Origin of the sequence: Thiobacillus denitrificans ATCC 25259 (assembly GCF_000012745.1) — a bacterium.
Taxonomy (GTDB): domain Bacteria; phylum Pseudomonadota; class Gammaproteobacteria; order Burkholderiales; family Thiobacillaceae; genus Thiobacillus; species Thiobacillus denitrificans_B.
This window is the reverse complement of sequence record NC_007404.1, coordinates 2682144-2708266: the sequence shown is the minus strand read 5'-3', so window position 1 is coordinate 2708266 and position 26123 is coordinate 2682144. Positions and strand designations below refer to the sequence as shown.

General features: G+C 66.4%; 26 protein-coding genes. 15 read left to right on the top strand and 11 right to left on the bottom strand.

What is annotated here, in order from left to right; all coding sequences use genetic code 11:
- Nucleotides 1-4: 4 nt before the first annotated feature.
- The 4 genes from TBD_RS13210 (at nt 5) to msrB (ending at nt 4360) form a co-directional block, all read left to right on the top strand.
- Nucleotides 5-2536, top strand: a complete 2532-nt coding sequence (locus tag TBD_RS13210) for a sensor domain-containing diguanylate cyclase (protein ID WP_011313146.1) — start codon at nt 5-7, stop codon at nt 2534-2536.
- 91 nt (nt 2537-2627) lie between these two features.
- Nucleotides 2628-3167: an SRPBCC family protein gene (locus TBD_RS13205; protein ID WP_202943207.1), complete on the top strand. Its 540-nt coding sequence runs from the start codon at nt 2628-2630 to the stop codon at nt 3165-3167.
- A gap of 29 nt (nt 3168-3196) precedes the next feature.
- Nucleotides 3197-3874 carry a peptide-methionine (S)-S-oxide reductase MsrA gene (gene msrA, locus TBD_RS13200; protein ID WP_011313144.1) on the top strand — a complete coding sequence of 226 codons (678 nt, stop codon included), beginning with the start codon at nt 3197-3199 and terminating at the stop codon, nt 3872-3874.
- A gap of 12 nt (nt 3875-3886) precedes the next feature.
- Nucleotides 3887-4360 (top strand): peptide-methionine (R)-S-oxide reductase MsrB, encoded by a 474-nt coding sequence (gene msrB, locus TBD_RS13195; protein WP_011313143.1) that lies wholly within the window; start codon nt 3887-3889, stop codon nt 4358-4360.
- 124 nt (nt 4361-4484) lie between these two features.
- On the opposite strand, the gene TBD_RS14370 is transcribed toward msrB, so the two are convergent.
- The 3 genes from TBD_RS14370 to TBD_RS13180 form a co-directional block, all read right to left on the bottom strand.
- On the bottom strand, nt 4485-5186 hold the full coding sequence (locus TBD_RS14370; protein ID WP_011313142.1) for a VTT domain-containing protein: 702 nt from the start codon (nt 5184-5186) through the stop codon (nt 4485-4487).
- A gap of 71 nt (nt 5187-5257) precedes the next feature.
- Entirely contained in the window at nt 5258-6259 is a 1002-nt protein-coding gene (sohB, locus tag TBD_RS13185) for a protease SohB (RefSeq protein WP_011313141.1), read from the bottom strand.
- Nucleotides 6260-6322: 63 nt separating this feature from the next.
- On the bottom strand, nt 6323-6541 hold the full coding sequence (locus TBD_RS13180) for a YgaP family membrane protein (RefSeq protein ID WP_011313140.1): 219 nt from the start codon (nt 6539-6541) through the stop codon (nt 6323-6325).
- A 435-nt stretch (nt 6542-6976) separates the two neighbouring features.
- Between TBD_RS13180 and TBD_RS13175 the strand changes: the two genes are divergently transcribed.
- Both TBD_RS13175 and ggpS read left to right on the top strand, forming a co-directional pair.
- The gene (locus TBD_RS13175) at nt 6977-7813 is read left to right on the top strand and encodes an HAD family hydrolase (protein WP_011313139.1); all 837 of its coding nucleotides are present in this window, start codon (nt 6977-6979) and stop codon (nt 7811-7813) included.
- A complete protein-coding gene (gene ggpS / locus TBD_RS13170) occupies nt 7770-9326 on the top strand; it encodes a glucosylglycerol-phosphate synthase (protein ID WP_011313138.1) in 1557 nt (518 codons plus the stop codon). Before TBD_RS13175 ends, ggpS begins: the two co-directional genes overlap by 44 nt.
- Before the next feature lie 33 nt (nt 9327-9359).
- Here ggpS and TBD_RS13165 read toward each other — a convergent pair whose 3' ends face one another.
- On the bottom strand, nt 9360-10301 hold the full coding sequence (locus tag TBD_RS13165; protein WP_011313137.1) for a LysR family transcriptional regulator: 942 nt from the start codon (nt 10299-10301) through the stop codon (nt 9360-9362).
- A gap of 164 nt (nt 10302-10465) precedes the next feature.
- Between TBD_RS13165 and TBD_RS13160 the strand changes: the two genes are divergently transcribed.
- The 4 genes from TBD_RS13160 to TBD_RS13145 all read left to right on the top strand — a co-directional run bounded on the left by TBD_RS13160 (nt 10466) and on the right by TBD_RS13145 (nt 15839).
- Complete coding sequence (locus tag TBD_RS13160; RefSeq protein WP_011313136.1) at nt 10466-11887, top strand: form I ribulose bisphosphate carboxylase large subunit; 1422 nt, start codon at nt 10466-10468, stop codon at nt 11885-11887.
- Nucleotides 11888-11998: 111 nt separating this feature from the next.
- Nucleotides 11999-12355 carry a ribulose bisphosphate carboxylase small subunit gene (locus tag TBD_RS13155; RefSeq protein ID WP_011313135.1) on the top strand — a complete coding sequence of 119 codons (357 nt, stop codon included), beginning with the start codon at nt 11999-12001 and terminating at the stop codon, nt 12353-12355.
- A gap of 188 nt (nt 12356-12543) precedes the next feature.
- Nucleotides 12544-13347, top strand: coding sequence for a CbbQ/NirQ/NorQ/GpvN family protein (locus TBD_RS13150; protein WP_011313134.1), 804 nt, complete (start codon nt 12544-12546; stop codon nt 13345-13347).
- A gap of 134 nt (nt 13348-13481) precedes the next feature.
- On the top strand, nt 13482-15839 hold the full coding sequence (locus tag TBD_RS13145) for a nitric oxide reductase activation protein NorD (protein ID WP_011313133.1): 2358 nt from the start codon (nt 13482-13484) through the stop codon (nt 15837-15839).
- Between the two features lie 50 nt (nt 15840-15889).
- Here the strand turns inward: TBD_RS13145 and TBD_RS13140 are convergent, their stop codons facing one another.
- Both TBD_RS13140 and TBD_RS13135 read right to left on the bottom strand, forming a co-directional pair.
- Nucleotides 15890-16210, bottom strand: coding sequence for a DUF167 domain-containing protein (locus tag TBD_RS13140; protein WP_011313132.1), 321 nt, complete (start codon nt 16208-16210; stop codon nt 15890-15892).
- Between the two features lie 19 nt (nt 16211-16229).
- Complete coding sequence (locus tag TBD_RS13135; RefSeq protein ID WP_011313131.1) at nt 16230-16451, bottom strand: CopG family transcriptional regulator; 222 nt, start codon at nt 16449-16451, stop codon at nt 16230-16232.
- A gap of 334 nt (nt 16452-16785) precedes the next feature.
- Between TBD_RS13135 and TBD_RS13130 the strand changes: the two genes are divergently transcribed.
- The gene (locus TBD_RS13130; protein WP_011313129.1) at nt 16786-17031 is read left to right on the top strand and encodes a hypothetical protein; all 246 of its coding nucleotides are present in this window, start codon (nt 16786-16788) and stop codon (nt 17029-17031) included.
- 37 nt (nt 17032-17068) lie between these two features.
- Here the strand turns inward: TBD_RS13130 and TBD_RS13125 are convergent, their stop codons facing one another.
- From TBD_RS13125 to TBD_RS13105, 5 genes are all read right to left on the bottom strand, one after another.
- Nucleotides 17069-18724, bottom strand: coding sequence for a SulP family inorganic anion transporter (locus TBD_RS13125; protein WP_011313128.1), 1656 nt, complete (start codon nt 18722-18724; stop codon nt 17069-17071).
- 8 nt (nt 18725-18732) lie between these two features.
- Nucleotides 18733-19293 (bottom strand): carbonate dehydratase, encoded by a 561-nt coding sequence (locus tag TBD_RS13120; RefSeq protein WP_011313127.1) that lies wholly within the window; start codon nt 19291-19293, stop codon nt 18733-18735.
- Nucleotides 19294-19362: 69 nt separating this feature from the next.
- The gene (locus TBD_RS13115; RefSeq protein WP_011313126.1) at nt 19363-20205 is read right to left on the bottom strand and encodes a universal stress protein; all 843 of its coding nucleotides are present in this window, start codon (nt 20203-20205) and stop codon (nt 19363-19365) included.
- Between the two features lie 17 nt (nt 20206-20222).
- Nucleotides 20223-21308, bottom strand: a complete 1086-nt coding sequence (locus TBD_RS13110) for a sulfite exporter TauE/SafE family protein (protein WP_011313125.1) — start codon at nt 21306-21308, stop codon at nt 20223-20225.
- 22 nt (nt 21309-21330) lie between these two features.
- The gene (locus tag TBD_RS13105; RefSeq protein WP_011313124.1) at nt 21331-21657 is read right to left on the bottom strand and encodes a hypothetical protein; all 327 of its coding nucleotides are present in this window, start codon (nt 21655-21657) and stop codon (nt 21331-21333) included.
- 141 nt (nt 21658-21798) lie between these two features.
- On the opposite strand from TBD_RS13105, the gene TBD_RS13100 reads away from it, so the two are divergent.
- From TBD_RS13100 to TBD_RS13085, 4 genes are all read left to right on the top strand, one after another.
- Nucleotides 21799-22500, top strand: a complete 702-nt coding sequence (locus TBD_RS13100) for a response regulator transcription factor (protein WP_011313123.1) — start codon at nt 21799-21801, stop codon at nt 22498-22500.
- Nucleotides 22490-23755: a sensor histidine kinase gene (locus TBD_RS13095; protein WP_011313122.1), complete on the top strand. Its 1266-nt coding sequence runs from the start codon at nt 22490-22492 to the stop codon at nt 23753-23755. The genes TBD_RS13100 and TBD_RS13095 overlap by 11 nt, the downstream gene beginning before the upstream one ends.
- 82 nt (nt 23756-23837) lie before the next feature.
- On the top strand, nt 23838-25649 hold the full coding sequence (locus TBD_RS13090) for a SulP family inorganic anion transporter (protein ID WP_011313121.1): 1812 nt from the start codon (nt 23838-23840) through the stop codon (nt 25647-25649).
- The gene (locus tag TBD_RS13085; RefSeq protein ID WP_011313120.1) at nt 25642-26115 is read left to right on the top strand and encodes a universal stress protein; all 474 of its coding nucleotides are present in this window, start codon (nt 25642-25644) and stop codon (nt 26113-26115) included. Before TBD_RS13090 ends, TBD_RS13085 begins: the two co-directional genes overlap by 8 nt.
- The last annotated feature ends 8 nt before the right edge of the window (nt 26116-26123 follow it).

The following is a 26123-nucleotide window of genomic DNA, read 5'->3' as shown; positions in this document are numbered from 1 at the left end:
TGCGATGACTGCCCCGCCCGTGGACGCCGTCCGCGCCCTGGAATGCGCGCTGAGCCTGTGTCGGCAAGAACTGGCCGAGAGTCGCGGGCGTGCGCAGGGGCTCGCGCTTGCCGAAGCGGTGTTCACCCACGCCGCCAATCCGCTCGCCGTGCTCGACCGTCACTACGACTTCCTGCGCGTCAACGACGCCTACGCGCGCTGTTGCGGCAAGCCCGTCGAGGCCTTCGCCGGCCGCAACCACTTCGAGATGTTCCCCTCGGATGCGCGCCTCGTTTTCGACGACGTCGTCCAGAACAAGCCCGCATCCACGACCTTCACGCGTGCGCTCATCTTTCCAGATCAGCCCGAGCGCGGTGTGAGCTACTGGGACTGGACGCTGGTGCCCGTCCTCGACGCGGACGGCGAGGTCGACGCCCTCGTTTTGTCGCAGGTCGACGTGACCGAGCGCGAGGCCGGGGCCGACGCATTGCGCCAGAGTGAGGCGCGCTATCGGCGGCAGGCGGCCGAGCTCGAATTGATCTACCGCACCGCGCCGGTCGGCCTGTGCGTGCTCGACACGCAATTGCGCTACGTCCACATCAATGAACACCTGGCCGAGTTCGATCGTCTGCCGGTCGAGGAGCATCTCGGCAAGACGATACGCGAGACGCTGCCGGACACCGCGGCTCGGGTCGAACCGCTGCTGCGCCGCGTACTCGAAACCGGCGAACCGGTGCTCGACCTCGAGGGCAGGGGCGAGACGGAACCGGGCGTCTGGCGCCACTGGAACAGCCAGTACTGGCCGCTCAAGTCGGCCGACGGCCGGGTGTACGGCATCAACGTCGTCGTGGAAGAAATCACCGAACGGCGGCGCCTGGAGGAAACGCGCCAGCGCGAACAAGCGTTTCGCAGCCTCGCCGAGAATTCGAGCGACATCATCTCCCGCTTCGACCGCGAGCTGCGGCGGATCTACGTCAACCCGGCGATCGAGGCGATTCTGGACCGCCCGCGCGAGACGCTGATCGGCAAGACCCACCACGACCTCGGCCTTCCCGAAGCGCTCGCGGCCGCGCTCGACCGCCCGCTCGCCATGGTGTTCGAGACCGCGCAGCCGCTGGCCGCGGAAGCCGTCGTGCCGACGCCGAAGGGCGAGCGCTACCTCGAGGCGCGCATCGTGCCGGAATTCGATGCGAGCGGCGCCGTCGAGACCGTGCTCGCGATCACGCGCGACCTCACCGAACGCAAGCGCGCCGAGGAGGCCCTGCAGGCGAGCGAGCGCAAGTATCGAGCGCTGGTCGAGAACCTCTACGAAGGCGTGTGGCTGCTCGACACCGAAGCCGACACGACCTTCGTCAACGCGCGACTTGCCGAACTGCTCGGCTACCCGGCGACGGAAATGCTCGGGCGTTCGGTGTTCAGCTTCATGGACCCGGAGCAGGTCGAGGCGATGCGCGGGAATCTCCTGCGCAGCGCGGCCGGGACGCGTGCCGAGTACGACTTCGAATTCCGCTGCAAGAGCGGCGAACCGATCTGGACCCGCGTCGCCGCGACGCCGATCGTCGACGAGGGCGGCCGCTACCAGGGGACGCTGATCGCGCTCATCGACATCACCGAACGCATCCGCTCGGCCGAGGCGCTCCACCGCCGCGAGCAGGAATTCGCCGCCCTGGTCGAGCGCTCGCCCGACATCATCGCGCGGGTCGACGCGTCGCTGCGCCTGCGTTACGTCAATCCGGCGATCGAGCGGCTCACCGGCCGGCCGCGCGACTGGTTCATCGGCAAGACCCCGGGCGAGCGCGAACTGTCGCCGGAAGAGGCGCGCTTGCGCGAGGCCACGCTCCGCGCCGTGTTCGAAAGCGGTGAGGAAAGGATCGTCGAGCAACGCAACCCCTCGCTGAACGGCGAGCGCATCTTCCAGACACGGCTGGTGCCCGAGTTCGGCCCCGCCGGCAAGGTCGAGTCCGTGCTGGTCGTCGAGCGCGACATCGACGACCTCAAGCGCGCGCAGGAGGCGCTCGAGGAACTGACGCTGCTCGACCCTTTGACCGGCGTCGCCAACCGCCGCTTTCTCGAGCGCTTCGTCGGGCGCGAGTGGATGCGCGAGGCGCGCCAGCGCCTGCCGATCGCCGCGGTCATGGTCGACATCGACCATTTCAAGGATTACAACGACCACTACGGCCATGCGCAGGGCGACGCCTGCCTGCGCACCGTGTCGCAGACGTTGCGCGGCGCGCTGCACAGGCCTGCCGACATCCTCGTCCGCTACGGCGGCGAGGAATTCATCGTTCTGCTGCCCGAGAGCGATCTGGCTGCTGCGCGCGAAATCGCCGAGCGCCTGCGGCAGGCCGTCGAGGCGCTCGCGCTGCCGCATCCGACCTCCCCGATCGGCGACCGCGTGACGATCAGCCTCGGCGTGGCGGCGGTGCAGGCCCACGAAGGCGAATTCGATCAACTGCTGATCGCCGCAGACGCGGCGCTCTACCGCGCCAAGAAAAAGGGGCGCAATCGGGTCGAGGCGAGCGGGGCGCCCGCGGCCGATGCGGCGCGCCCACCGTGAGTCCGCGCGAGGTGTCCCGCTCGCCGCGCGCCGAAAAAGGCCGATGGTTCGGAGGCGCAGGAAAATACCCAGCCTTTGCAAGGAAAACCGCATGAACGTCGAGACCATTGCCGTCCACATCGCAGCGCCGCCCGAGCGCGTCCATGCCTTCGCCTCCAATCCGGAAAACCTGCCGCGCTGGGTGCCTTCGTTCTTCGAGTCGATCGAGCGCGTCGACGCGACCTGGGTCGCGCGCACGCCGCTCGGCCGCGTCGTCGTCGCGTTCGTTCCCGACAACGGCCCGGGCGTGCTCGACCACACCTTGACGCTGCCCTCGGGCGAACGCATCACCAATTCGATGCGCGTCATCGCGAGCGGCGAGGGCAGCGAGGTCCTTTTCACGCTGATCCAGCGCGCGGGGACGAGCGACGCGGCCTTCAGGCAGGATGCCGCGTTGGGTGCAGGCCGATCTTCAAACGCTGAGGCGGCTGCTCGAGGCGACGCCCGCGTAGCGTGGCCACGGCGCGCCGGGCGCCATGCGTGGCGGTGCGAAGAAACCAAGACGCGCGAGCCGATGTCGAAACAGGATGCCGTCGCGGCGATGCGAAGCGCGGCGGCCGTGATGCAGTGTGCGGCACGTCGCAGCGCGTAGCGGCTGCCGCGCGATACAGGAGAGGTGCGATGAAACGTCCGATTGCCGCAGTTCTTGTCCGGCGTGTCGCCGCCGCGGCGGCGTTCGCGCTGGTGGCAGCGCCGGGCGCGGCGGGGGCCACGTCCTTGCCCGATCCCGCGGTCGATATTCCGCTCGCGAAAACCGGCGGTACGGCGACGGCTGTCCTCGCCGGCGGTTGTTTCTGGGGCGTCGAAGGCGTGTTCGAGCACGTCAAGGGCGTCAAACGCGTGGTATCGGGCTATTCCGGCGGCGAAGCCGGCACGGCGCGTTACGAGCGCGTGTCTTCCGGTGACACCGGCCACGCCGAGGCGGTGCGGGTCGAATACGATCCGGCGCGCATCAGCTACGGCCAGCTCCTGAAGGTGTTTTTCTCGGTCGCGCACGACCCGAGCCAGCGCGACCGGCAAGGCCCGGATATCGGGCGGCAGTACCGTTCGGCGATCTTCTACGCCACGCCCGAGCAGCGCCGGGTGGCCGAACACTACGTGTCGCAGTTGCAGAAGGCGGACGCGTTTTCGCGGCCGCTCGCGACCGAGCTCGTGCCGCTTCGCGCGTTCTACGACGCCGAGGCCTATCATCAGGACTACCTCGTCCGGCATCCGACGCAGCCGTACATCGTCATTCACGACCTGCCCAAGATCGCCGAGCTCAAGCGGCGCTTCCCGACGCTTTACGAGGACGACTGAGCGGAGATGAACATGGAAAGGCGGAATTTCCTGATCCTGGCCGGCGGCGCCGTGCTGGCATGGAGCAGTCGTGCCGCGGCGGCGCCGCGGGTCGAGAAACTGGTGCTCAGCGACGCCGAGTGGAAAAAGCGGCTCACCCCGGCGGCGTACCACATCCTGCGCGAGGAAGGCACGGAAGCGCCGTTCAGCAGCCCGCTCGACCGCGAAAAGCGCAGCGGGCTCTTCGTCTGCGCGGCGTGCGCGCTTCCGCTCTTCCCGTCGCGTTTCAAGTTCGACAGCGGCACCGGCTGGCCGAGCTTCTACGACGTGTTGCCGGGCCATGTCGAAACCGAGATCGACCGCAAGCTGTTCGTGCCCCGCACCGAATACCATTGCGCGCGCTGCGGCGGCCACCACGGCCACGTGTTAAAGGACGGGCCGAAACCGACCGGTCTGCGCTATTGCAACAACGGCCTGGCGCTGCGCTTCATTCCCGACCCGGCGTAAAACCCGGGCGCGAGTTTGCGGAGGCTTCGCGCCATCGGCAGGCAGGCGCTGCGCGACCCGCGCTGCCCTCACCTCTGTCGCAACGGTGGGCGCAGCCGTCTGCCGTGTTTCCCCTGTGTGCCGCTTATCCGCCCGGGCGAAGGCCGGTGGTCTCGTCTCTCGACGCTTGCCGCAGGCGGCGCGCGCTCCTGACTTCCCAAGTCAGGACGCCGAGAAGCAGCAGCAGGAGGCCGGCCAACAGGCCCGCGTTGTCGAAAAAGAACGACTCGCCGATGAACACGATCAGAAACGCGAACGGGATTTCGACGAGCGCCAAGGCCAGCAGGAAGGCGCGGAACGGGTAGCGTAGCGCGCCGAGGGCGTAGCCGACGATTTCGGCGGGCAGCGAGCTGATGACGATCAGCGTCAGCGAAAACGGCAGCTTTCCGGAGAGCAGGAGCGAGCGCCCGATCCCTTCGGTGTCGAGTTTGCGTTCGATGAACGCGCGATCGCGAAAAAATCGACCGATGGCGTAGGTCGCGAGCCATCCGCAGATCCAGCCGCCCGCGAGTATCAGAAACGTCGGCCATTTTCCCCAGGCGAGGATCGCCGAGGGAACGAGCAGCACGCTCGAGATGAAGAGCAGCAATACCGACAGCGCCGACGCGACAAAGAACAGGGCAGCGCCCCAGGCCGGCGCTTCGCGTATCGTGGCCCCCATCCACACCACGACGTCGACGATCTCGCGCCGCAGCCCGTAGCTGACGAGCGCGATCGACGCGACGAGCAGCAACAGCCAAGCGAATGCGCGAAAGGGCGTCGAGCCGTGTGCAGGAATGCGTTTCATGGCGAGTCTCTGGGCGTTTCGCCCATCTTCACCGTTGCCGCAAATGCAGACAAGCAGCAGGCTGCTGCCGCTCAGCGTAGCGGCTGGGGTGGCTGCCAGATTCCGTCCCACATGGTCTGGGCCGCGCGCCCGACGCGCTCGGTCAGCCGCGCTTTGCGCTGGAAGCTCAGGTGCAGCACCTTGCCGCGGCGGCAGGCCGCGCGAATGAGCTCGTCGCTGGTCGCGATTTCGTCGACGAGCCCGAGTTCGAGCGCCCGGCTGCCGAGCCAGGTCTCGCCGGTGGCGACCTTGTCGACGTCGAGCTGCGGGCGGCGCGCTTGCACGAACGCACGGAACAGCGCGTGGATGTCGTCGAGTTCCTCGCGCAGCTTGGCGCGGCCCGTTTCGGTGTTCTCGCCGAACAGCGTCACGGTCCGTTTGTATTGCCCCGCGGTGAACTGCTCCCAGTCGATGTCGCGCGCCCGCAGCCAGCGATGGAAATTGGGCGTCTGCGCGACGACGCCAATCGAGCCGACGAGCGCAAAAGGCGAGGCGACGATCGTGTCGGCGACGGCGGCCATCAGATAACCGCCGCTTGCGGCGACGCTGTCGACCATTACGGTAAGCGGCAGCTGTGCGTCGCGGATCCTCAGCAACTGGGCGGCGCCGAGACCGTAACGGTTGACGAGGCCGCCGCCGCTTTCGAGCCGGACGAGTACCGCGTCGCCGGGCTGGGCGACTTCAAGAACGGCGCTGACCTCCTCGCGCAGTGCGGCAACCGCGCTCGCACGGATGTCGCCCTTGAAGTCGAGGAGGTAGCTGCACGGCGTCGCCTTCGTCGTTTCCGGCCGCGTCCTGCGGTGCCGGCCTGTCCGGCGCGGGCGCCGGTAGGTGCGCTTGTCGAGTCGTGCGCTGCGGATTTCGTCGCCGGCCGCCGCGAACCGGCGTCCGACGTCGCTGACGCGGAGGCGGCCGCAGTCTTCGCTTCTGCGCCGCGCTACTGCGATCAGCGCGGCGATCGCGCCGGTCACCGCGAGCACGAGCGTCGCGGCCTCGGCGAGAAAAAGGAAATATCGCGCGACGAAGTCGTTCAAGCGTGCGCAAACGGCGTGGCGCGCCGCGGGAGGACTGCAAGTCGGCCTCGCATCTCCGCTCGCCTAGCGTAGCGCGTCGTGGTCCGACTTGCTGGTCGAAATGCCGAAGGGCAGGTAGCTCGGGCACCAGCCGATCAGGCTCGTCACGAGGAAAGCCACCGCGATGACGCCGAGAATGATCGCTGCCGTCCCGCTGATCTCACCCGTGAAATACAGGATTGCGATGATCGCGACCACGATCAGGCGAATGATCCGGTCGGTCGTTCCCATGTTCCGTTTCATCGTGTTTTCCCCTTTGCCGTGCCGATTTCAGCCTAGCGCATAAACGCACGCGGACAAGACGCCGGAGGCTGGTGTGCGTGCTTGGAAGGGCCGCCGGAGAAGGCCGGACGACGCTGCGCGGTTTGGCGTCTGCGTCGATCTGTTTTAGACTTGGGCGCGCAGGACGCGGTTTTCGATGCGCCTGCACCGATTTTTTTTCGCTTCGCGGGCAGGCGCACCTGGCAGTACACAACAACGCGCCGCTGGTTTTTTCCCACCCGTGTTTTTCCGTCCGCCGCGTCAGGCCCGATGCCCGCATGAGGCATCCGCGTGCCTGCCACGGCTTTCGACGATGTCGCCGGCTTTTTGCAGCCGGCCGCGCGCGCCCGGCGTGCGCAGTCATCGGCAACTCTGACAACGAGCGTGCAGTGCATCGCCGCCCCGACAAGGAGACGCATGACCGATACGACCGAAGGTTTCATTTCCGACCCTGGCGTTTCCGCCACCCCCTGTCCGGCCGCACCGCGCCGGACCATCCTCGCGACCGACCTCGACGGTACCTTCCTCGGCGGCAGCCGTGCCGAGCGCGCGTCCCTCTACGAATGGATCGCGCGTCATCGCAGCGAAATCACACTCATCTTCGTCAGCGGGCGCGGCCTCGACTTCATGCGCGGCCTCGCGCAGGAACTCCCTGTTCAACCGGACCATCTGGTCGGCGACGTTGGCACCAGCGTCGCCTGTGGGCCCGGCTACGCGCCGCTGCCGCATCTCGAGCGCTGGCTCGACGCGGGCTGGCCGGCCGACGCAGCGGCGCGTATCCAACAAGTGATGCAGCGGCATCCGGGGCTCAGCGCGCAGCCGGTCGTGGGCGGCCGCCGTTGTTCGTATTACTTCAAGGATCCGGCGCACGCGCTCGCCGCACGGGCGGAGATCCAGGCGCTCGGTTTCGACGCGCTGATCTCCGACAACCTCTACTTCGACGTGCTGCCGCGCGGCGTGCAGAAAGGCCCGACGCTGCTGCGCACGCTGGCGGCGCTCGGCCTGCCCGCTGAGCGCACGCTCGTCGCCGGTGACACCCTGAACGACTTGTCGATGTTCCACACCGGGCTTGCCGGTGTCGCCGTCGGCAACCGCGAGGCCGCGCTCGACGCGGCCATCGCTCAGCACACCAACGTCTACCGCAGCCCTCATCCGGGCGCGGCCGGCGTGCTCGATGCCCTGCAACGCTTTCACCGAACGGAGGACTCCCATGGCTGCATCCCTGGTCATCGTCTATCACAGGCAACCCTATGAGGAACACGTCGAAGGCGGCAAGACGGTTTTCCGGGAGAACGCCAGTCCGAACGGCATCGTCCCGGCGCTGAAAGGCTTCATCGGGCAGACCGAGCGCGCGAGCTGGATCGCGTGGAAGAAATCGCCGGCCGGCAAGCCCGTACGCTTCGAGCGCCGAATCACCGTCGAGGACAGCTACGGCAGCTATGAGGTGGTGAGGCTGCCGCTCAGCGCCGAGCAGATCAGCCAGTTCTACCACGTCACGTCGAAAGAGGCGCTCTGGCCCATCCTCAACAGTTTTCCCTCGCTGTATTCGACCGAAAACTGCGACTGGGCCGCGTTCCGCGAGGTCAACCGCCTGTTCGCCGAGGCAGCCTGCGAGGAGGCGGCGCCCGGCGCGGTGGTCTGGGTGCACGATTACAACCTGTGGCTGGTGCCGAAATTCGTGCGGGCGCTGCGTCCGGATGTGCGCATCGCGTTTTTCCATCACACGCCGTTTCCGGCGGCCGACGTCTTCAACATCCTGCCCTGGCGCGACGAGATCGTCGACAGCCTGCTCGACTGCGATCTCGTCGGGTTCCACGTTCCGCGCTACGCGCGCAATTTCGTCTCGGTGGTGCAGTCGCTGCGCCCGGTCGACGCGCTCGTCGAACGCGACGTCCCGCCCGACCTGCGAGCGACGGGCACCGCGCTTTCCGAACCGGTGACACCGGTGGTGCTACACAGCGGCAAGCGCCGCGTCCAGATCGACGCGTTCCCGATCGGCACCCACGCCTCGCTGATCCGCGAAACGGTGCAGCAGCCCGAGCGGCTCGCGCAGGTCGCGCAGATCCGGCACGACATCCCGCAGGAGAAGATCATCGTTTCGATCGGGCGCGTCGATTACGCCAAGGGCACGCGCGAAATGCTGCTCGCCTACGAACGCCTGCTGCAGCGGCGCCCCGAGCTGCATGGGCGAATCAAGCTGCTCGTGACGGCGGTCGCGGCAGCCGACGGCATGCGCGTCTACAAGCGCGCCCAGCAGTCGATCGAGCAGCTCGCAGGCCGCATCAACGGGCGCATCGGCACGCTGGCCTGGCAGCCGATCCTGCTCTCGACGACGCCCATGCCGTTCGCCGAGACGCTGTGCTACTACCGTGCGGCCGACATCTGCTGGATCACGCCGCTGCGCGACGGCCTGAACCTCGTCGCCAAGGAATTCATCGCCGCCCACGTCAACGAGAGCGGCGTTCTCGTGCTCTCGGAATTCGCCGGGGCCGCGGTCGAGTTGCAGGACGCGGTCCTCGTCAATCCCTACAGCCTCGTGCAGATGGACGCCGCAATCGACCGCGCGCTCGACATGCCCGCCGCCGAGCAGCGCGCGCGGATGCAGCGCATGGATGCCTTGATGGATCGCTACGACATCGGTCACTGGACGCGCCACGTGCTCGAACTGTTCGCGCAGTTGCCGGCCCGCGCGCAGGCCGACGCGGATCCGGCCCCGCAGCGTGCGCGCCGTGCCGGGCGTGCGCCGGCGGCCGTGCCCGTGCACTAGCAGCGGGCGGCGACCACGCCCGGGTCGAGCGGGCTACGCGCGCCCGCGCTGCGCTGAGCGCCTCTTGTCGCCGAGGCTTTTCTCGTCTTTCCCGTCGCCGAGCAGATAGTCGAGAAATGCGCGCGCGGCGACCGAAAGCTGCCGCCCGGCCGGGTACACCGCGTACCAGTGGCGCAGGATCGGAAAGCCGTCGACGTCGAGCACCGCGAACTGGTCGGGCTGATTGAGCGCGAGCGCATGGCGCGACAGCGCCGAGATGCCGAGCCCGGCGAGAATCGCCTGCTTGATCGCCTCGTTGCTGCCGAGTTCGAGGCGTGGATGGACGGCGATGCCGCTTTCGGCAAAGCGCCGCTCGATCGCGTTGCGCGTGCCCGAGCCTTTCTCGCGCATGAGCCAGGATTCCTTGGCCAACTGCTCGAGCGGGATCTTGCGCGTGTGCGCGAGCGGATGGTCGGGGGCGGCGAGCACGACGATCGGGTTGTCCATGATCGGCGTCGCGATGACGTCGATGTCTTCGGGCGGCTGGCCCAGAAAATACAGGTCGTCGAGGTTGTCGGCGATGCTCGCGAGCACCTGCTCCTTGTTGGTCACGCGCAGCGAGACGTCGATGCCGGGGTAGAGCTTGGCGAATTCACCGAGCAGGCGCGGCGCGAAGTACGAAGCGGTCGTGATCGCCATGAGGCTCAGCTTGCCCTGCTTGAGGCCGCGACGCTCGGCGACCGACATCGTGAAGCGGTCGAGGATGGCGAAGATCTCGCGCGTCGCCTGCGCGAGCTGCTGGCCGTCGGCGGTGAGGTGGATGCGCTTGCCTATGTGCTCGATCAGCGGCGCGCCGACGTTCTCGCTGAGCTTCTTCATCTGCATCGAGACCGTGGGCTGCGTGAGGTAGAGCTCCTCGGAGGCACGGGTGAAACTGCCGAGGCGCGCGATGGCCTCGAAAATTTCCAACTGGCGGAATGTGGTATGGCTATGCATGGGATTAGAATGTTTGTTTGATGTCAACTATAAATAATAGTCTATCGATTAAATAGAAAAAATCGACTGTTATTGATGATTCCTCTCCTGCATCATTCGGACATCGTGTCAGGCCGCTGGGGCGTTGCACGGAAAACCCGAATCCGCTATCGCAGGAGAAAATTATGGCTGTCAAAACCTATAGCGCCGGTGTGAAGGAATACCGGCAGACTTACTGGATGCCCGAATACACGCCGCTGGATACCGACATCCTGGCGTGCTTCAAGATCACCCCGCAGGCGGGCGTTGACCGTGAAGAAGCAGCCGCCGCCGTGGCCGCCGAGTCGTCGACCGGCACCTGGACCACCGTGTGGACCGACCTGCTGACCGACCTCGACTACTACAAGGGCCGCGCCTACGCCATCGAAGACGTTCCGGGCGACGACACCTGCTTCTACGCCTTCATCGCCTACCCGATCGACCTGTTCGAAGAAGGTTCGGTCGTCAACGTGTTCACCTCGCTGGTCGGCAACGTGTTCGGCTTCAAGGCCGTGCGTGCCCTGCGTCTGGAAGACGTCCGCTTCCCGATCGCCTACGTCAAGACCTGTGGCGGCCCGCCCCACGGCATCCAGGTCGAGCGCGACGTGATGAACAAGTACGGTCGTCCGCTGCTCGGTTGCACCATCAAGCCCAAGCTCGGTCTGTCGGCCAAGAACTACGGCCGCGCCGTGTACGAGTGCCTGCGCGGCGGTCTCGACTTCACCAAGGACGACGAGAACGTCAACAGCCAGCCCTTCATGCGGTGGCGTCAGCGTTTCGACTTCGTCATGGAAGCGATCCAGAAGTCCGAGCGTGAGACCGGCGAGCGCAAGGGCCACTACCTGAACGTGACCGCCCCGACACCCGAAGAGATGTACAAGCGTGCCGAGTACGCCAAGGAAATCGGCGCACCGATCATCATGCACGACTACATCACCGGCGGCTTCTGTGCCAACACGGGCCTGGCCAACTGGTGTCGCGACAACGGCATGCTGCTGCACATCCACCGCGCCATGCACGCCGTGCTCGACCGCAACCCGCACCACGGTATCCACTTCCGCGTGCTGACCAAGATCCTGCGTCTGTCGGGCGGTGACCACCTGCACTCCGGCACCGTCGTTGGCAAGCTCGAAGGCGACCGCGAAGCGACGCTGGGCTGGATCGACATGATGCGCGACAGCTTCGTCAAGGAAGACCGCTCGCGCGGCATTTTCTTCGACCAGGACTGGGGCTCGATGCCTGGCGTGTTCCCGGTCGCCTCCGGCGGTATCCACGTGTGGCACATGCCCGCGCTGGTCACGATCTTCGGTGACGACTCCGTGCTGCAGTTCGGCGGCGGCACGCTGGGTCACCCCTGGGGCAACGCGGCTGGCGCCGCGGCCAACCGCGTCGCGCTGGAAGCTTGCGTCGAAGCGCGGAACAAGGGCGTCGCCATCGAGAAGGAAGGCAAGACCGTCCTCACCGAAGCCGCGAAGAACAGCCCCGAACTGAAGATCGCCATGGAAACGTGGAAAGAGATCAAGTTCGAGTTCGACACCGTCGACAAGCTGGACGTCGCTCACAAGTAAGCAGGATTCAGGATTGAGGGATCAGGATTCAGGGAAAGAGCGCGGCGCAGCCGCACCAGCCCTGAATCCTGAATCCCGACCCCTGACCCCTAACTATCGAAAGGAAATGAAATGTCTGAAGTGATGGATTACAAAAGCCGTCTGAGCGACCCCGCCAGCCGCAAATTCGAGACCTTCTCCTACCTGCCCGCGATGAACGCGGCGGACATCCGCAAGCAGGTCGAGTACCTGGTCTCCAAGGGCTGGAACCCGGCCATCGAGCACACCGAGCCCGAGCACCTGATGGACTCGTACTGGTACATGTGGAAGCTGCCGATGTTCGGCGAGACCGACATCGACCGCATCCTCGGCGAAGCCGAAGCCTGTCACAAGGCCAACCCGAACAACCACGTTCGCCTGGTCGGCTACGACAACTTCGCCCAGTCGCAGGGCGCGGCCATGGTGATCTACCGCGGCAAGACTGTTTAAGCCGCGACGGGAGACCGTGTAGCCCCCGTCGCCGCAAGGCGCGGGGGCTTTTCGTTTCAGGTTTTTGTTTGTCCGCGAAGGACGCGCAGATCGGGGCAGGTTCGCGCCGTAGCGCCTCGGTATACCGGCCGCCGGCCCTCGCGACGCTTCGCGTTCTTCGCGGATGAATAAATTAAGGAATCCACAGCATGAGCAACATCGTTGACCAGTACCGCATCACCAAGGAACCCTACTACCGTGCCGTCGGCGACGAGGTCGAGCTGTACGAAGCCGCCTATTCGGTGCGCATGCCGATGATGCTGAAGGGGCCCACCGGCTGCGGCAAGACGCGCTTCGTCGAATACATGGCGTACAAGCTCAACAAGCCGCTGATCACGGTCGCGTGCAACGAGGACATGACCGCGTCCGACCTCGTCGGCCGCTTCCTGCTGTCGGCGCAAGGCACCGAATGGCAGGATGGCCCGCTCGCGATCGCCGCGCGCCACGGTGCGATCTGTTACCTCGACGAAGTCGTCGAGGCGCGCCAGGACACGACCGTCGTGATCCACCCGCTGACCGACAACCGCCGCGTGCTGCCGCTGGAAAAGAAGGGCGAGCTCGTCAACGCCCACCCGGATTTCCAGATTGTGATTTCCTACAACCCGGGCTACCAGTCGCTGATGAAGGACCTCAAGCAGTCGACCAAGCAGCGTTTCGGCGGACTCGACTTCACCTATCCCGAGCACGCGATCGAAACCGAGATCGTCGCGCACGAATCGGGCGTCGATGCGGACACCGCGGGCAAGCTCGTGTCGATCGCCGAGCGCAGCCGCAACCTCAAGGGCCATGGCCTCGACGAAGGTCTGTCGACGCGCATGCTGGTCTACGCCGGCAGCCTCATCGCCAAGGGTGTTGCGCCGCTCGCCGCGTGCCGTGTCGCACTGGTCCGCCCGATCACGGACGACCCCGACATGCGTGACGCGCTCGACGCGGCGGTGACGACGTTCTTCTGATGTTTCAAGGAGCCAGGGTTCGGGATTCAGGGATCAGGGAAGGTGCGGGCAAGGCCCGCGATCCCGAATTCTGGCGCGGCCCCAGGCCGCACCACACTGCCCTGGCCCCTGAATCCTGACCCCTGAGCCCTGATATGAGCATCAAACTCGAAGACTACGCCGACCTGCTGGAAGACCTGTCCGAGCACAGCCGGGCTGCGCTCGACGCCAATTGGCACGAAGCGACCAAGGTGTTCTCGCCGCGCGGCCTCGACAACTACCTGAAAGGGATCTCAGCGATCCGCGGTCTCGGTCGCGGCGACTCGCTCGTGGAAACCTGGATCGAGGAGACGCCGCGCGTGGCCAAGGAGGTCGGCGAGGACGTCGTCAGCGAACTCGCGACCGCGTCGCTGATGCTCGCGTCGAAGACCTCGGGTACGGTGATCGAGCTTTTGCTCGGCACGGCGGCGACCGCGGCGAACCGCCTCGGCGACGGCCAGCTCTTCCTCAACTACCTGCAGTTCATCAATACCCTGATCGCGCAGGCGCCGCGTGGCGTGCGCCCCATGCTCGACAAGCTCGAGGTGCTGTTCCAGCACCTGACACTCGGCGGCCTCCGGCGCTGGGCGCTGTGGGGCGCGCATGCGCACCGCACGAATTACGAAGAGCAGATCAAGTATTTCAGCCTCGAGACCAAGGAATCGATGGCGATGCTGCAGAAGGAGCGCAAAGGCACCCTGCTCGTCGACGTGCAGCGCCGCATCAACATGTATCTCCGGGCGTTGTGGGCGCGCGACTTCTTCATGCGTCCGACCTCGGGCGACTTCGAGTCGCGCGAGGGCTACAAGCCCTACATCGAGGATTACCTGCTGCACCTGCCCGACGCCTACGACGACTTCGCGCCCGAAGGCATGGAGCCCGTGCCCGGCCTCGAACTCTACCGCGCGACCGCGGCGCATTGCGCCGCCCACGTCGTCGAGACCCGCGTGCCGATTTCGGCCGAAGCGCTCAATCCCCTGCAGATGGCCGTGATCTCGGTGATCGAGGACGCGCGGGTCGAGACCCTGTCGATCCGCCGCTTCCCCGGCCTCAAGCAGCTGTGGGCGAAGCTCCACGTCGCGACGCCGGAGATGAACGCGACCGTCGGCGACTATCTCGACCGCCTGGCGCGCGCGCTGCTCGACGAAACCTACGTCGATGACGATCCCTGGATCGCCGAAGGCCGCACGCTGTTCGCCGCGGCTACAGACCGGCTCGGCAACAACCAGACCTCGTGGGAGATCGGCGTGCAACTCGCGCACAGCATCGCCGACAAAAAGATCCCGTTCAATCCGCGCACGGACGTGCTCTCCGCACCGTATCGCGACGACAACCGCTATTTCTGGGAATTCGAGGAATTCGATTTCGCCAAGGCCGCGACCGCCGGTTACGAGTCGGTCAAGCAGGTTCGCAAGAACGTCAGCGTGATGGAGATGATCAACGAGATCGACGTCGAAACCGCCGGCGACGACGCCGAGGAAATCTGGGTCCTGTCGACCGAGCTCTTCCCCTACGAAAACATCGGCGACGAGAGCAACGGCAAGTCGTACAACGAAATGGAAGGCAAGGCGCCGGTGTCCGAACCCTTCCATTATTCGGAGTGGGATTATCAGATCCAGCTCGAACGGCCTGCCTGGGCGACCGTGCTCGAAAAACGCGCGAAGCTCGGCGAGCTCGAGGTCATCGACGCGATCACCGCGCAGTACAAGCGCGAAATCCATCGCATGAAGTTCCTGCTCGATGCGATGCAGCCGCAGGGCGTGCAGCGCATCCGCAAGCTCGAGGACGGCGACGAGATCGACATCAACGCCGCGATCCAGAGCTTCACCGACATCCGGCTCGGCAACCAACCCGACCCGCGCATCATGATGCGTTCGGTCAGGAAGACGCGCGACTTCTCGATCCTGGTGCTGCTCGATCTTTCCGAATCGACCAACGAGACCGTGCAGGACCAGGAATACTCGGTCCTCGATCTGACGCGCCAGGCCTGCGTGCTGTTGGCGGACGCAATCAACAAGGTCGGCGACCCGTTCGCGATCCACGGCTTCTGTTCGGACGGCCGCCACGACGTCGAGTACTACCGCTTCAAGGACTTCGACCAGCACTGGAACGAGGTGCCGAAGGCGAAGCTCGCCGGCATGACTGGCCAGCTCTCGACCCGCATGGGGGCGGCGATTCGCCACGCCGGCCACCATTTGAAATTGCAGCGCTCGGCGAAGAAGCTGCTGATCGTCATCACCGACGGCGAGCCCGCCGACATCGACGTGCGCGACCCGCAATACCTGCGCTACGACACGAAGAAGGCCGTCGAGGAGGTCGCACGCAACGGCGTGACGACCTATTGCATGAGCCTCGACCCGCGCGCCGACAACTACGTGAGCCGCATCTTCGGGCAGAAGAACTACATGGTCGTCGACCACGTGCAACGCCTGCCGGAGAAGCTGCCGATGCTGTACGCCGGGCTCACGCGCTGACGGCGTGTCGCCGGACCTGCGTCCGACCGCTCCAGCGGGTCGGCAGCGGGTCAGAACAGGTCGGGCTGCGGCTCCGACGGGGCCTTGAAGACCGCGGGCAGCCGCGTCGGCGCCTTGATGCGAAGCTGCTTGTTGACGTTCATCCGTCCGAAGACGACTTCGATCGCGCTCGTCGCGACGCCGAACTCGTCAGCAAGGAAGCGCACCATGTGATCGGTCGCCCGGCCCGCGCGGGGCGCCGCCGTCACGCTGACCTTGAGCTGATGCCCCTTGGGTTTGCCGATGGCGTCGACCTTGGCGCTCGGCTTGCCGAGGATGTTGACGACGAGCGTGTCGCCCTCCCAGCGAAAAAACGGTTGCTTCGCGCTCATCGCACAGGTCCCGCCGACCTCACGGCTGCGCAGATCCCGGCTTGGCCCCCTGCGAGGCGAGCCATTCCGGCAGTTCGCGGCTTCCGGCATGGTCGAGGATGTAATGATGGATCAGGCGACGCACGACTTGCGATGAGGTCAGATCCTGCTGCGTACAGATTTCCTCGAAGAGTTGCTTCTTGCGCGGATCGATCAGGAGCGTCAGTCGGGCGGTGCGGTTTTCCATGGGCGCTATGTGCATGTGATTAGCACCGGATGATAACTGGATTTGCACCCCGATACCATGTATGATGGCGGGCTTGCCCGGCAAGCCGCACCTTCTGCGCCCGCAGCATCTTCGAGGCATCGGGGCCACGTGATCGCGAAATCGTCTCGTTCCCTACGAAATCCGGAGCGCGGCCCACGGCGCCGTAACGCCGTGGCCCTGGCTTGCGCGAGCGCCGCGCGGTACGGTCGAAGGTCAGCGATCCGAGCCATGCGCCTTGCTCGGATGTTTTGAAGAACCTGGGGCGGCGCGCCAAGGTCGCGTTTCGCGCAGCCGGGCTTTCATTGCGGTAAACCAAGGAGTCGCAGCCATGCAGCAAATTCACGCTTACCTGAAAACACGCGGCGAGCAACTCGACACCGAGATCGCTGCGGCGACCCGGATCCCGCTCGAGGACGTGCGTCTCCATCTATCGGAAATGGCAAAACGCGGCGACGTCATCGTTTGTCACTCGACCCGCTTCGTCAAGGGCGAGAAACTCGAGGGCATGCTGTGTCGCGTGTCGGGTTTCATCCCGCAGGCGAGCCCGGGCCGGAAGCCCAAGGCGAGCCAGTAAAACCGCCGACCCGGCAGATGGCGGGCTGCGCTGCTGCCTAGCTGGCCTCCGCCTGTACCTGCGTGCCGGGCTGCGGTGCCAACTCGGCGAGTGCGTCGAGCACGCTGATCGACGCGTCCTGCTGACCGATCCTCGCCAGCAACCCGAACTCGCGCAGCTTGTGAGCGACCCGCGGATTGGCTTCGCACACGCGTACCTCGATATGGCGCTGCCGGAAATGGCGCACCACGTCGTCGAGCGCGTGCATCGCGGTCGCGTCGGCGAACGGCACACGGCCGAGCCGGAAGATCACGGCCTCGGCCTGGTCGTGCAGCCCCGCGAGCGTGCGCTCGAAGGTCGCCGCGGCGCCGAAGAAAAGCGGCCCGTCGATCGTGTAGATCTGCACCCCGGAAGGCACCGCGACCGGGCACAGTGCGGCCAGGCTGTCCGGCGTCTCGCCCTCGATGCGCACGGTTTCGCTCATGCGCTTCATGAACAGCAGCGCGGCGAGCAATACGCCGACGTTGACCGCGATCACGAGGTCGGCGAACACCGTCAGCAGGAAGGTGATGAGCAGTAGCGCCTTGTCGTTGATCGGTGCGTGACGCAGGAGGTCGCTGAAGTGGCGCGCCTCGCTCATGTTCCAGGCGACGACGAAGAGGATGGCGGCGAGTGCGGCGAGCGGAATGTGCGCCGCGAGCGGCGCGAGCGAGACGATCACGGCGAGCAGGAATAGCGCATGGACGATGCCCGCGAGCGGGCTGTCGCCGCCGTTGCGGATGTTCGTCGCCGTGCGCGCGATCGCCCCGGTGGCGGCGAAACCGCCGAAGATCGGCGCCGCGATGTTGGCGATGCCCTGGCCGACGAGTTCCTGGTTCGGATTGTGGCGCGAGCCGGTCATGCCGTCGGCGACGACCGCGCAGAGCAGCGACTCGATCGCCCCGAGCATCGCGATCGTGAACGCCGGCCCGATCAGTTCGAGCACGCGCGCGAAACTTGCCTGGGGCAGATGAATCGCGGGCAGCCCGGACGGGATCCCGCCGAACGCGCTGCCGATGGTCGCGACGCCGTCGAACTGCCAGTAGGCCTGCGCGGCGGTGACCGCGAGCATCGCGACGAGCGGGCTCGGGATGCGCCGCAGGAAGCGCGGCAGCAGAACGACGATGGCGAGCGCGCCGACCGCTAGCAGCGTCGTCGGCAGATGCAGCTCCGGCAGCGCCGCGAGCAGCGCGCCGAGCTTTTCATGGAAATGTGCGCCGCTCGCCGCGGGCTGCAGGCCGAAGAAATCCTTCCATTGCCCGACCCAGATGATGACCGCGATGCCGGCCGTGAAACCGGTAATAACCGGCGTCGGGATGAAGCGGATGATGCCGCCGAGTTTCACGAGTCCCATGGCCAGCAGGATCAGGCCCGCCATGAGCGTGGCGAGTTGCAGTCCCTCGAAGCCGTACTCCGCGGTGATGCCGGCGAGGATTACGATGAAGGCGCCGGTCGGCCCGCTGATCGAGACGTGCGAGCTGCCGAAGAGCGCCGCCAGCAGGCCCGCCACGATGCCGGTGTAGATGCCCTGTTCGGGGCGCGCGCCGCTCGCGATTGCGAACGCCATCGCGAGCGGCAGCGCGACGACGCCGACCACGAGGCCGGCGCCGAGATTGCGGGTGAAATGGCGCCGGTGGAACAGCCCGGCCCGCCAGGATTCCAGTACGGCGATCATTCAGCGCCTCAGAATTCGTTTCTGATGCGCTTGTAGCCCTTGACGAGCTCGTGATTGGCCTGCGCGACGCTTTCCGAAAAATCCGCGGCCTGCGGCGACACGCGCTCGATACTCGCGAGGTCCTTGTCGGAGTGGATGTTCGCCGTCGACGGGATGTAGAAGCCCGGCGGCACGGTGCAGCCCTCGACGACCGAATTGTGGCGGATGACCGAGCCCTCGCCGACGCTGCAGTTGAACAGCACCGAGTTGAAGCCGACGAAGACGTTGTCGGCGACGGTGCACGGGCCATGCACGATCGAGCGATGCGCGATCGACGAATTGCGCCCGATTGTCACCCCGCCGCCGGCCTTGCAGTGGATGACGACGCCGTCCTGGATGTTGGAGTGGGCGCCAATCACGATCGCTTCCATGTCGCCGTCGGCGTCGACCTCGTCGGCGCGGATGACGGCATAAGGGCCGATGAAGACGTTTTCCTCGACGACGATCTTGCCGCAGAGGATCGCGGTCGGGTCGACGAAGGCGGTCTCGTGAACGACCGGCAGGTGTCCGGAAGGATTCTTGCGGATCATGGGATCTCCAGAAATGCGAAAGGGCCGTCCGGGATTATCCCGCACGGCCCTTCTTTTCGCGAATCCGACTCAGGGTTTGACGACGAGAACCGGACAGGCCGCGTGCCCGATCACGCGCTCGGCGACGCTTCCCATCAGCACTTTGGTCAGGCCCGTGCGGCCGCGACTGCCGAGCACGATGAGGTCGGCGCCTGCGGATTCGGCGGCGCGCACGATCGCCTCGTCGGGGCGGCCCTCGGCAACCTCGCCTTCGGCCGTGAGGCCGAGGCCGCGCAGATGCTCGAGCGCAGCGGCGACGGCGCGCTCGGCCTCCGTGCGGCGGGCGTCGTTATGGCTGGTCGTGACGACTGAGACGACGCTGACCGGAAGGCCGGTCTGGGCGGCGAGGTGTCCCGCTGCCTCGGCGGCAGCCTGGCTGTACGACGAGCCGTCGGTCGCGAGCAGCACGCGTTTCTCCCACAGCCGCGCGGCGCGCGGCACGACGAGCACCGGCGTCGCGCCTGCGCCGATCACGCCGGCCGTCGTGTGCCCGACCAGCAGGCGGCCGAGCGCGCTCTTGTGTTGACGCCCCATGACGATCAGATCGGCGTTCAGTTCGTCGGCGGCGGCGGCGATGCCTTGCGCCGGGTCGGTCGCATCGCGCGTGACCGCTTCGGCGCCGGGACCGGCCTCGTCGACGAAGGACTTGAGCGCTTCGCGCGCGTTGCGTTCGGCCGCTTCCTGCAGATTTGGCACGAGCGTGCTGTATTCCGGGTTGTCGAGCGCGATCGACAGACCGACCAGGCGGGCGCCCCGGGCGCGCGCCAGGGCGACGCCGGTGCGCACGGCGCCCGCCGACGCTTCGGTTCCGTCGGTGGCGACGACGATGCGGCGCAGGGTGCCGGTTTGGGTCAGCGTATTGGTATTGGTCACGATGGTTCTCCCCTTGCTCAGTCAGCAGCTTCGGCGCGGGCCAGCACGGCCTGCTGCGCCTTGTGCGCCTTCATGCCCTTAAACAGCGCGGACAGAACCGTATAGGCGCCGACGAGCAGCGCCACGGCGAGGATGCCGTCGCCCGCGATCTTGAGTGCCTTGGTTATCGCTGCGGGCAGCGGTTCGATCATGCCGAGGTCGCTGAGGTAACCGGGGATGTAGAAGAAGCGCGAGAACAGCACGGTCAGCATGATGACCGCCATCGTGAACTTGACCTGGTAGTCCTTCACATAGGTGGTGCCGATCGCGCCTAGCTGGACACCGAACAGCGAGCCGAGCAGGATCAGCATTGCAAGGCGGATGTCGACGACGCCTTCGAGGCCGTAGAAGATCGTGCCACCGAGGCCCATGATGAAGGCGATCACGAGTTCGGTCGCCGAGGCCATGATCGCCGGAACGCCGAGGATGTAGATCATCGCGGGCACGCCGATGAAGCCGCCGACCGCGATCGCCGAGGCGAGGAAGCCAGTCGCGAAACCGATCGGAATCAGGAACAGGATCGAAATCTCGGCTTGCGCGCCGCGGGAATAGATCATCGTGCCGGGAATCCGCACCGACTGCACCCAGCGCGCCAGACGGGTGAGCGGCGCCGCTTCCTCGCCTTGCCCCGCGTCGTCGAGGGCCTTGAGTTTGCGGTAGTCCTTGAACACGAAGCCGCCGACGATCGCCAGCGTGACGACGAACATCCCCGACACATAGAGGTCGGTGCCGACGGCGCCGAAGGTGTTCTTGATGTCGGTCATCACGCCTTTGCCGAACAGCACGCCGGCTTCGGCGAAGAGACCCAGGATTAGGCCGAGTTTGATGTCGACCTGGCCGTACTTGTTGCGCTTGACCGCGCCGACGAGCGCTTTCGGAAACTTGTGACAGATGTTCGATGCGACGGCGACGATGCCGGGTGCGCCGAGCGTCATCATCGCCGGGGTGAGCACGAAGGCGCCGCCCGAGCCGATGAAGCCCGACACCATGCCGCCGACGAAGCCGACCAGGATCAGCAGGATTGCGGTCAGCGGGGTGATTTCTATGAAGTTGATCAGTTCCATGACGTGTTTCCAGGGTAGGTGCTTATTTTTTTGCCTTCAGGCCGACAACGTCCCAGAACAGGCCGGTGAAAAGACCGTGGGTGTAGGACAGGGCGAACGCGAGCGCAATCGGCGCGAACACGTACCACCAGGTGCCCTCGATGAAGGTACCGTTGCGCGCCGCACAGGCGTCCGCCGTTGCCTTGTTGTAGTAGGTCGTGCCGCCCCCCTCGGGGACTGTGCATGCGTCGAGCGTGGTGTGAGCCAGGCGTTCGAACACTTCCGAATACTGAAACAGGAATAAGTACAAGGCGGCGGTGATGGCGCCCCACACCAGCGCCTTACCCAAAGTGGCCTGACTGACTGCCATGCTGCAACTCCCGGTGAAGAATCGATGAAGAAAAAACGGCTGAAAAGGCCGATAACCCGGGCGGCCGGGCTCGAAATTTGACGGAATATTAACATTAGGCGATCTAAACTGACTCTTTCCTGACGTGGCGCGGACGCGAGAATGGACACCGGCACCCCCCTGCATATCCTGGTCATCGAAGACAACCCCGACCTTGCGGCCAACGTCTGCGACTTTCTCGAAGCGAAGGGCCATGTCGCCGACGCGGCCGGCGACGGCTTGACCGGACTGCACCTCGCGGTCACGAAGAACTACGACGCGATCGTTCTCGACATCGTGCTGCCCGGGATCGACGGCCTGACGGTGTGCAAGAAATTCCGCGACGAGGCCAAGCGCAACACGCCCATCCTCATGCTGACCGCGCGCGACGCACTCGACGACCGCGTCGTCGGGCTCGAGTGCGGGGCCGACGACTACGTGCTGAAGCCGTTCGCGTTGCGCGAACTCGAAGCGCGCCTGAAGGCGCTGGTGCGGCGGGCCAAGCGGGACGTTAGCGCCGGGGTGCTGCAGGTCGAGGATCTGGAATTCGACCCGGCCCTGTTCAAGGCGCGGCGCGGCACGCGGACGCTCAACCTCTCGCCGATCCCGCTCAAGCTGCTGGAAATCCTCATGCGGGCCTCGCCCAAGGTCATGAGGCGAGAAGAACTCGAGCGCGCCGTCTGGGGCGATGCGCCGCCCGACTCGGACGCCTTGCGTTCGCACATGCACACGCTGCGCGCCGCGGTCGACGGTGCCGGCGAGCGACCCCTGGTCCACAATCTGCGCGGCATCGGTTACCGCATCGCACCCGCCGATGCGCTTTAGCCGCAGCCTGCGTTTCCGCGTCGCGACCGCGTTCGCGACGATCGGCGGCGTCATCAGCCTGGTCGCCGCGGTCGGGCTTTATGTCGCGGTGCGCGACGCCGGCGAGCGCCTCATCGACGAGACGATGAACGCCGAGATCGAGGACTACCTGTCGCGCCGCAACCGCAATCCGAACTCGCCGCCGCCGCTCACCGCCACGCTGCGCGGCTACGTCCTGCCGGCGCGGCCCGGCCAGCCGGCGCCGCCGCGCGCCATCGCCGGGTGGCCGCCGGGACGCTACGAGATCCGCCTCGGCGAGGTGTTCTACCGCGTCGCGATCACCGACCGCGGGGCCGGGCGCTACTTCCTGCTCTACAACGAGACGCTGTTTCGTCAGAAGCAGGCCGACCTCATCCTCTATCTCGCGCTCTTCGTCGTGTTGATGACGCTGCTCTCGGGCGGCCTGGCGCTATGGCTCGCCGAGCGCGTGATCGAACCGGTCAAGGAGCTTGCCCGGCGCATCCGCGAAGTGCGCCCCGATGCCCATCCGGTACCCCTGAGCGCCGATTTCCCGCACGACGAAGTCGGTGAACTCGCCCACGCCTTCGACCAGGCACTCGACCGCCTCGCCGACTTCATCGATCGCGAGCGCGCCTTCACCGCCGACGTCTCGCACGAACTGCGGACGCCGATCGCGGTCATCCGCGGCGCGGCAGAAGTCCTGCTCGCCGACGCGTCGCGCCCGGAAAAGGAGCGTCAGCGCCTCGAACGCATCGAGCGTGGCGCCGCCGACATGGCTGACCTGTCGACCGCGCTGCTGGCGATGGCGCGCGAGCGCGACGACGAGCGGCGCGCGCCGCTCGATCTCGCCGCGCTGGTCGAGGCCGCGGTCGACAAGCACCAGCATCTGCTCGGCGCGCGCCCGGTCGAACTCACGCTCGAACTGGCCGACCGCCCACAGGTCGTCGCCGATTCCAACCTGGTATCGATCGTCGTCGCCAACCTGCTGCGCAACGCCTTCACCTACACCGAGCGCGGCAGCGTCCATATCCGCCTCGACGCGACGACGCTGACCGTCACCGACAGCGGACTCGGCATCCCGCGCGCCGCGCTCGACAAGGTGTTCCAGCGCCTGTACAAGGGTACGCACAGCGAGGGCGCGGGCATCGGCCTTTCGCTCGTGAAGAAGATCTGCGACCGCTACGGCTGGTCGATCGCGCTCGACAGCGAGGAAGGGCAGGGGACCCGCGCCGTGCTGCGATTTCGCGCGCCTTGACGCTTTCATGACGTTCGCTTGACGCGGGAATTACGCGGCGCGCGCTATAAGTCGCGGGTTCTCAGAATTTTCGTGGCCCGCGATGTCTCTTCCCGCTGCTCGTAGCTTCCCGTCCTGGCTCAAGCCGTTCACGTCCTTCCGTCTCTGGTGGCCGCGCGTCAACCGCGAGACGACGCGGGCCGACCTGATGGCCGGCCTGACCGGCGCGCTCGTCGCGTTGCCGCAGGGGGTCGCCTTCGCGACGATCGCCGGCATGCCGCCGGAGTATGGTCTCTACGCCGGCATGATCCCCGCGATCATCGCCGCGCTCTTCGGCTCGAGCTGGCATCTGGTCTCGGGTCCGACGACGGCCGCCTCGATCGTGCTGTTCTCGGTGCTCTCGCCACACGCCGAGCCCGGCACCGCCCAGTACGTGAGTCTCGCGCTGACGCTGACCTTCATGGTCGGGGTGATCCAGATCGTGATGGGGCTGGCCAAGCTCGGCACGCTCGTGAACTTCATCTCGCATTCGGTGGTGACCGGTTTCACCGCCGGGGCGGCGATCCTGATCGCGACCAACCAGGTTAAACATTTCACCGGTCAGGCGATTCCCCGCGGCGCCTCGTTTTCCGATACCTGGTCCCACGCGTTCACCCACGTGGACGAAATTCAGGTGGCGATCGCGGCGACCGGCCTCGTCACGCTACTGCTCGGCATCGCCGTCAAGCGCTGGTTGCCCAGGCTTCCCTACATGATCGTCGCGATGCTCGGCGGCGCCGTGTTCGGCAACGCCATCGCGCGCGTGCTCGGGGTCGAACTGCCGACCGTCGGCGCGCTGCCGGCGAGCCTGCCGCCGCTGTCGGCGCCGGCTTTCGACGCCGAAAGCGTGCGTGCGGTCGCCTCGGGCGTGATCGCCGTCACCCTGCTGGCGCTGACGGAGGCCGTGTCGATCGCGCGGGCGCTGGCCGCCCGTTCGGGTCAGCACGTCGACGGCAACCAGGAATTCGTCGGCCAGGGGATGTCGAATCTGGCCGGGGCCTTTTTCTCCGGCTACGTCGCGACTGGCTCCTTCAACCGCAGCGGCGTCAATTTCGCCGCCGGGGCGAAGACGCCGCTCGCGGCAATTCTCGCCGGCGTCTTCCTGCTTATTCTCGTGCTCTTCGTCGCGCCCTGGGCGCAGTACCTGCCCAATGCGGCCATGGCCGGCATCCTCTTCCTGGTCGCCTGGGGACTGATCGATTTCGACGAAATCGCCCACACCTTCAAGACCAGCCGCCAGGAAACCGCGATCATGGCGGCGACCTTCGCCGCGACGCTGTTCCTGACGCTCGAGGAGGCGATCATCATCGGCGTGCTGCTGTCGCTCGCGATCTATCTCTCGCGCACGTCCAAGCCGCAGTTGCGCGTACGTGCGCCGAACCCTCACCACAAGAAGCGTCACTTCACCGACGCCGAGAACGCGCCGCAGTGTCCGCAGCTGCGCTTCGTGCGGATCGACGGTTCGCTGTTCTTCGGCGCCACCTCGCACATTCGCGAAACGCTCGCAGCCCAGGACCAGACCGCGCCCGACCAGAAGCACGTCGCGATCGTCGCGCAGGGCATCAACTTCATCGATCTGGCCGGCGCACACTACCTCGCCGAGGAAGCGGAACGGCGTCGCAGCCAGGGCGGCGGGCTCTATTTCATCCGCGTCAAGGACACGGTGCAGGAACAGCTGGCCGAGAACGGCGCGCTCAAGACGATCGGCGGGGCCAATCTGTTCGACTCGAAGACCGAGGCGATCGCCGCGCTCTACAAACGGCTCGATCCCGCTGTCTGCAGCATCTGCCGCGCGCGCATCTTCCGTGAATGCCAGGGACGACCTGCCGAGCAGGCCGTCACGCCCGACCTCGTCATGCCGGTGTCGCATGCCTGAAGCCCGCCCGTATCGGCGTGTACTCGCCCTGATCGGTTTCGACGCGGATGACGCCCTCGTCGCGCGCAAGGCGGCGGCGTTCGCCAATCTCAACGGCGCCGAACTCGATTTCCTCCATCTCATCGCACCCGACGCCGTTCTCGACGGCGGCTACGCGGGGGGCAGCCCGGCGGCGACGGCAAGCGCACTCGAGCAGGCGGCGCTGCGGCGCCTGCAGTTTCTCGCGGCGCAGTGCGGCGCGGGCGAAGCAAGGTGTCACGCCGTGCATGGCCCGCGTCGACAGCGCTTCACCGATCACCTCGCAGCCCGCGAGGCCGGGCTCGTGGTCACGACCGAGCCGGCGTTCTGCCCCGACGGTGCGTACGACCTCCTCGTGCTCGGGCGGAAAAAGTCGCGGCGGGGGCGGCGTATCCTCGACCTGCTCGGGACGCTGATCGCGCCGGCGCGAGCGACCGCACGGATCTAGCGCGAAGC

What these genes read in the sequence shown, in the direction of transcription:
- TBD_RS13210 (WP_011313146.1), top strand. Translation starts at nt 5, where the DNA reads ATGACTGCCCCGCCCGTGGACGCCGTCCGCGCCCTGGAATGCGCGCTG.
- TBD_RS13205 (WP_202943207.1), top strand. Translation starts at nt 2,628, where the DNA reads ATGAACGTCGAGACCATTGCCGTCCACATCGCAGCGCCGCCCGAGCGC.
- msrA (WP_011313144.1), top strand. Translation starts at nt 3,197, where the DNA reads ATGAAACGTCCGATTGCCGCAGTTCTTGTCCGGCGTGTCGCCGCCGCG.
- msrB (WP_011313143.1), top strand. Translation starts at nt 3,887, where the DNA reads ATGGAAAGGCGGAATTTCCTGATCCTGGCCGGCGGCGCCGTGCTGGCA.
- TBD_RS14370 (WP_011313142.1), bottom strand. Translation starts at nt 5,186, where the DNA reads ATGAAACGCATTCCTGCACACGGCTCGACGCCCTTTCGCGCATTCGCT.
- TBD_RS13180 (WP_011313140.1), bottom strand. Translation starts at nt 6,541, where the DNA reads ATGAAACGGAACATGGGAACGACCGACCGGATCATTCGCCTGATCGTG.
- TBD_RS13175 (WP_011313139.1), top strand. Translation starts at nt 6,977, where the DNA reads ATGACCGATACGACCGAAGGTTTCATTTCCGACCCTGGCGTTTCCGCC.
- ggpS (WP_011313138.1), top strand. Translation starts at nt 7,770, where the DNA reads ATGGCTGCATCCCTGGTCATCGTCTATCACAGGCAACCCTATGAGGAA.
- TBD_RS13165 (WP_011313137.1), bottom strand. Translation starts at nt 10,301, where the DNA reads ATGCATAGCCATACCACATTCCGCCAGTTGGAAATTTTCGAGGCCATC.
- TBD_RS13160 (WP_011313136.1), top strand. Translation starts at nt 10,466, where the DNA reads ATGGCTGTCAAAACCTATAGCGCCGGTGTGAAGGAATACCGGCAGACT.
- TBD_RS13155 (WP_011313135.1), top strand. Translation starts at nt 11,999, where the DNA reads ATGTCTGAAGTGATGGATTACAAAAGCCGTCTGAGCGACCCCGCCAGC.
- TBD_RS13150 (WP_011313134.1), top strand. Translation starts at nt 12,544, where the DNA reads ATGAGCAACATCGTTGACCAGTACCGCATCACCAAGGAACCCTACTAC.
- TBD_RS13145 (WP_011313133.1), top strand. Translation starts at nt 13,482, where the DNA reads ATGAGCATCAAACTCGAAGACTACGCCGACCTGCTGGAAGACCTGTCC.
- TBD_RS13140 (WP_011313132.1), bottom strand. Translation starts at nt 16,210, where the DNA reads ATGAGCGCGAAGCAACCGTTTTTTCGCTGGGAGGGCGACACGCTCGTC.
- TBD_RS13135 (WP_011313131.1), bottom strand. Translation starts at nt 16,451, where the DNA reads ATGCACATAGCGCCCATGGAAAACCGCACCGCCCGACTGACGCTCCTG.
- TBD_RS13130 (WP_011313129.1), top strand. Translation starts at nt 16,786, where the DNA reads ATGCAGCAAATTCACGCTTACCTGAAAACACGCGGCGAGCAACTCGAC.
- TBD_RS13125 (WP_011313128.1), bottom strand. Translation starts at nt 18,724, where the DNA reads ATGATCGCCGTACTGGAATCCTGGCGGGCCGGGCTGTTCCACCGGCGC.
- TBD_RS13120 (WP_011313127.1), bottom strand. Translation starts at nt 19,293, where the DNA reads ATGATCCGCAAGAATCCTTCCGGACACCTGCCGGTCGTTCACGAGACC.
- TBD_RS13110 (WP_011313125.1), bottom strand. Translation starts at nt 21,308, where the DNA reads ATGGAACTGATCAACTTCATAGAAATCACCCCGCTGACCGCAATCCTG.
- TBD_RS13105 (WP_011313124.1), bottom strand. Translation starts at nt 21,657, where the DNA reads ATGGCAGTCAGTCAGGCCACTTTGGGTAAGGCGCTGGTGTGGGGCGCC.
- TBD_RS13100 (WP_011313123.1), top strand. Translation starts at nt 21,799, where the DNA reads ATGGACACCGGCACCCCCCTGCATATCCTGGTCATCGAAGACAACCCC.
- TBD_RS13095 (WP_011313122.1), top strand. Translation starts at nt 22,490, where the DNA reads ATGCGCTTTAGCCGCAGCCTGCGTTTCCGCGTCGCGACCGCGTTCGCG.
- TBD_RS13090 (WP_011313121.1), top strand. Translation starts at nt 23,838, where the DNA reads ATGTCTCTTCCCGCTGCTCGTAGCTTCCCGTCCTGGCTCAAGCCGTTC.
- TBD_RS13085 (WP_011313120.1), top strand. Translation starts at nt 25,642, where the DNA reads ATGCCTGAAGCCCGCCCGTATCGGCGTGTACTCGCCCTGATCGGTTTC.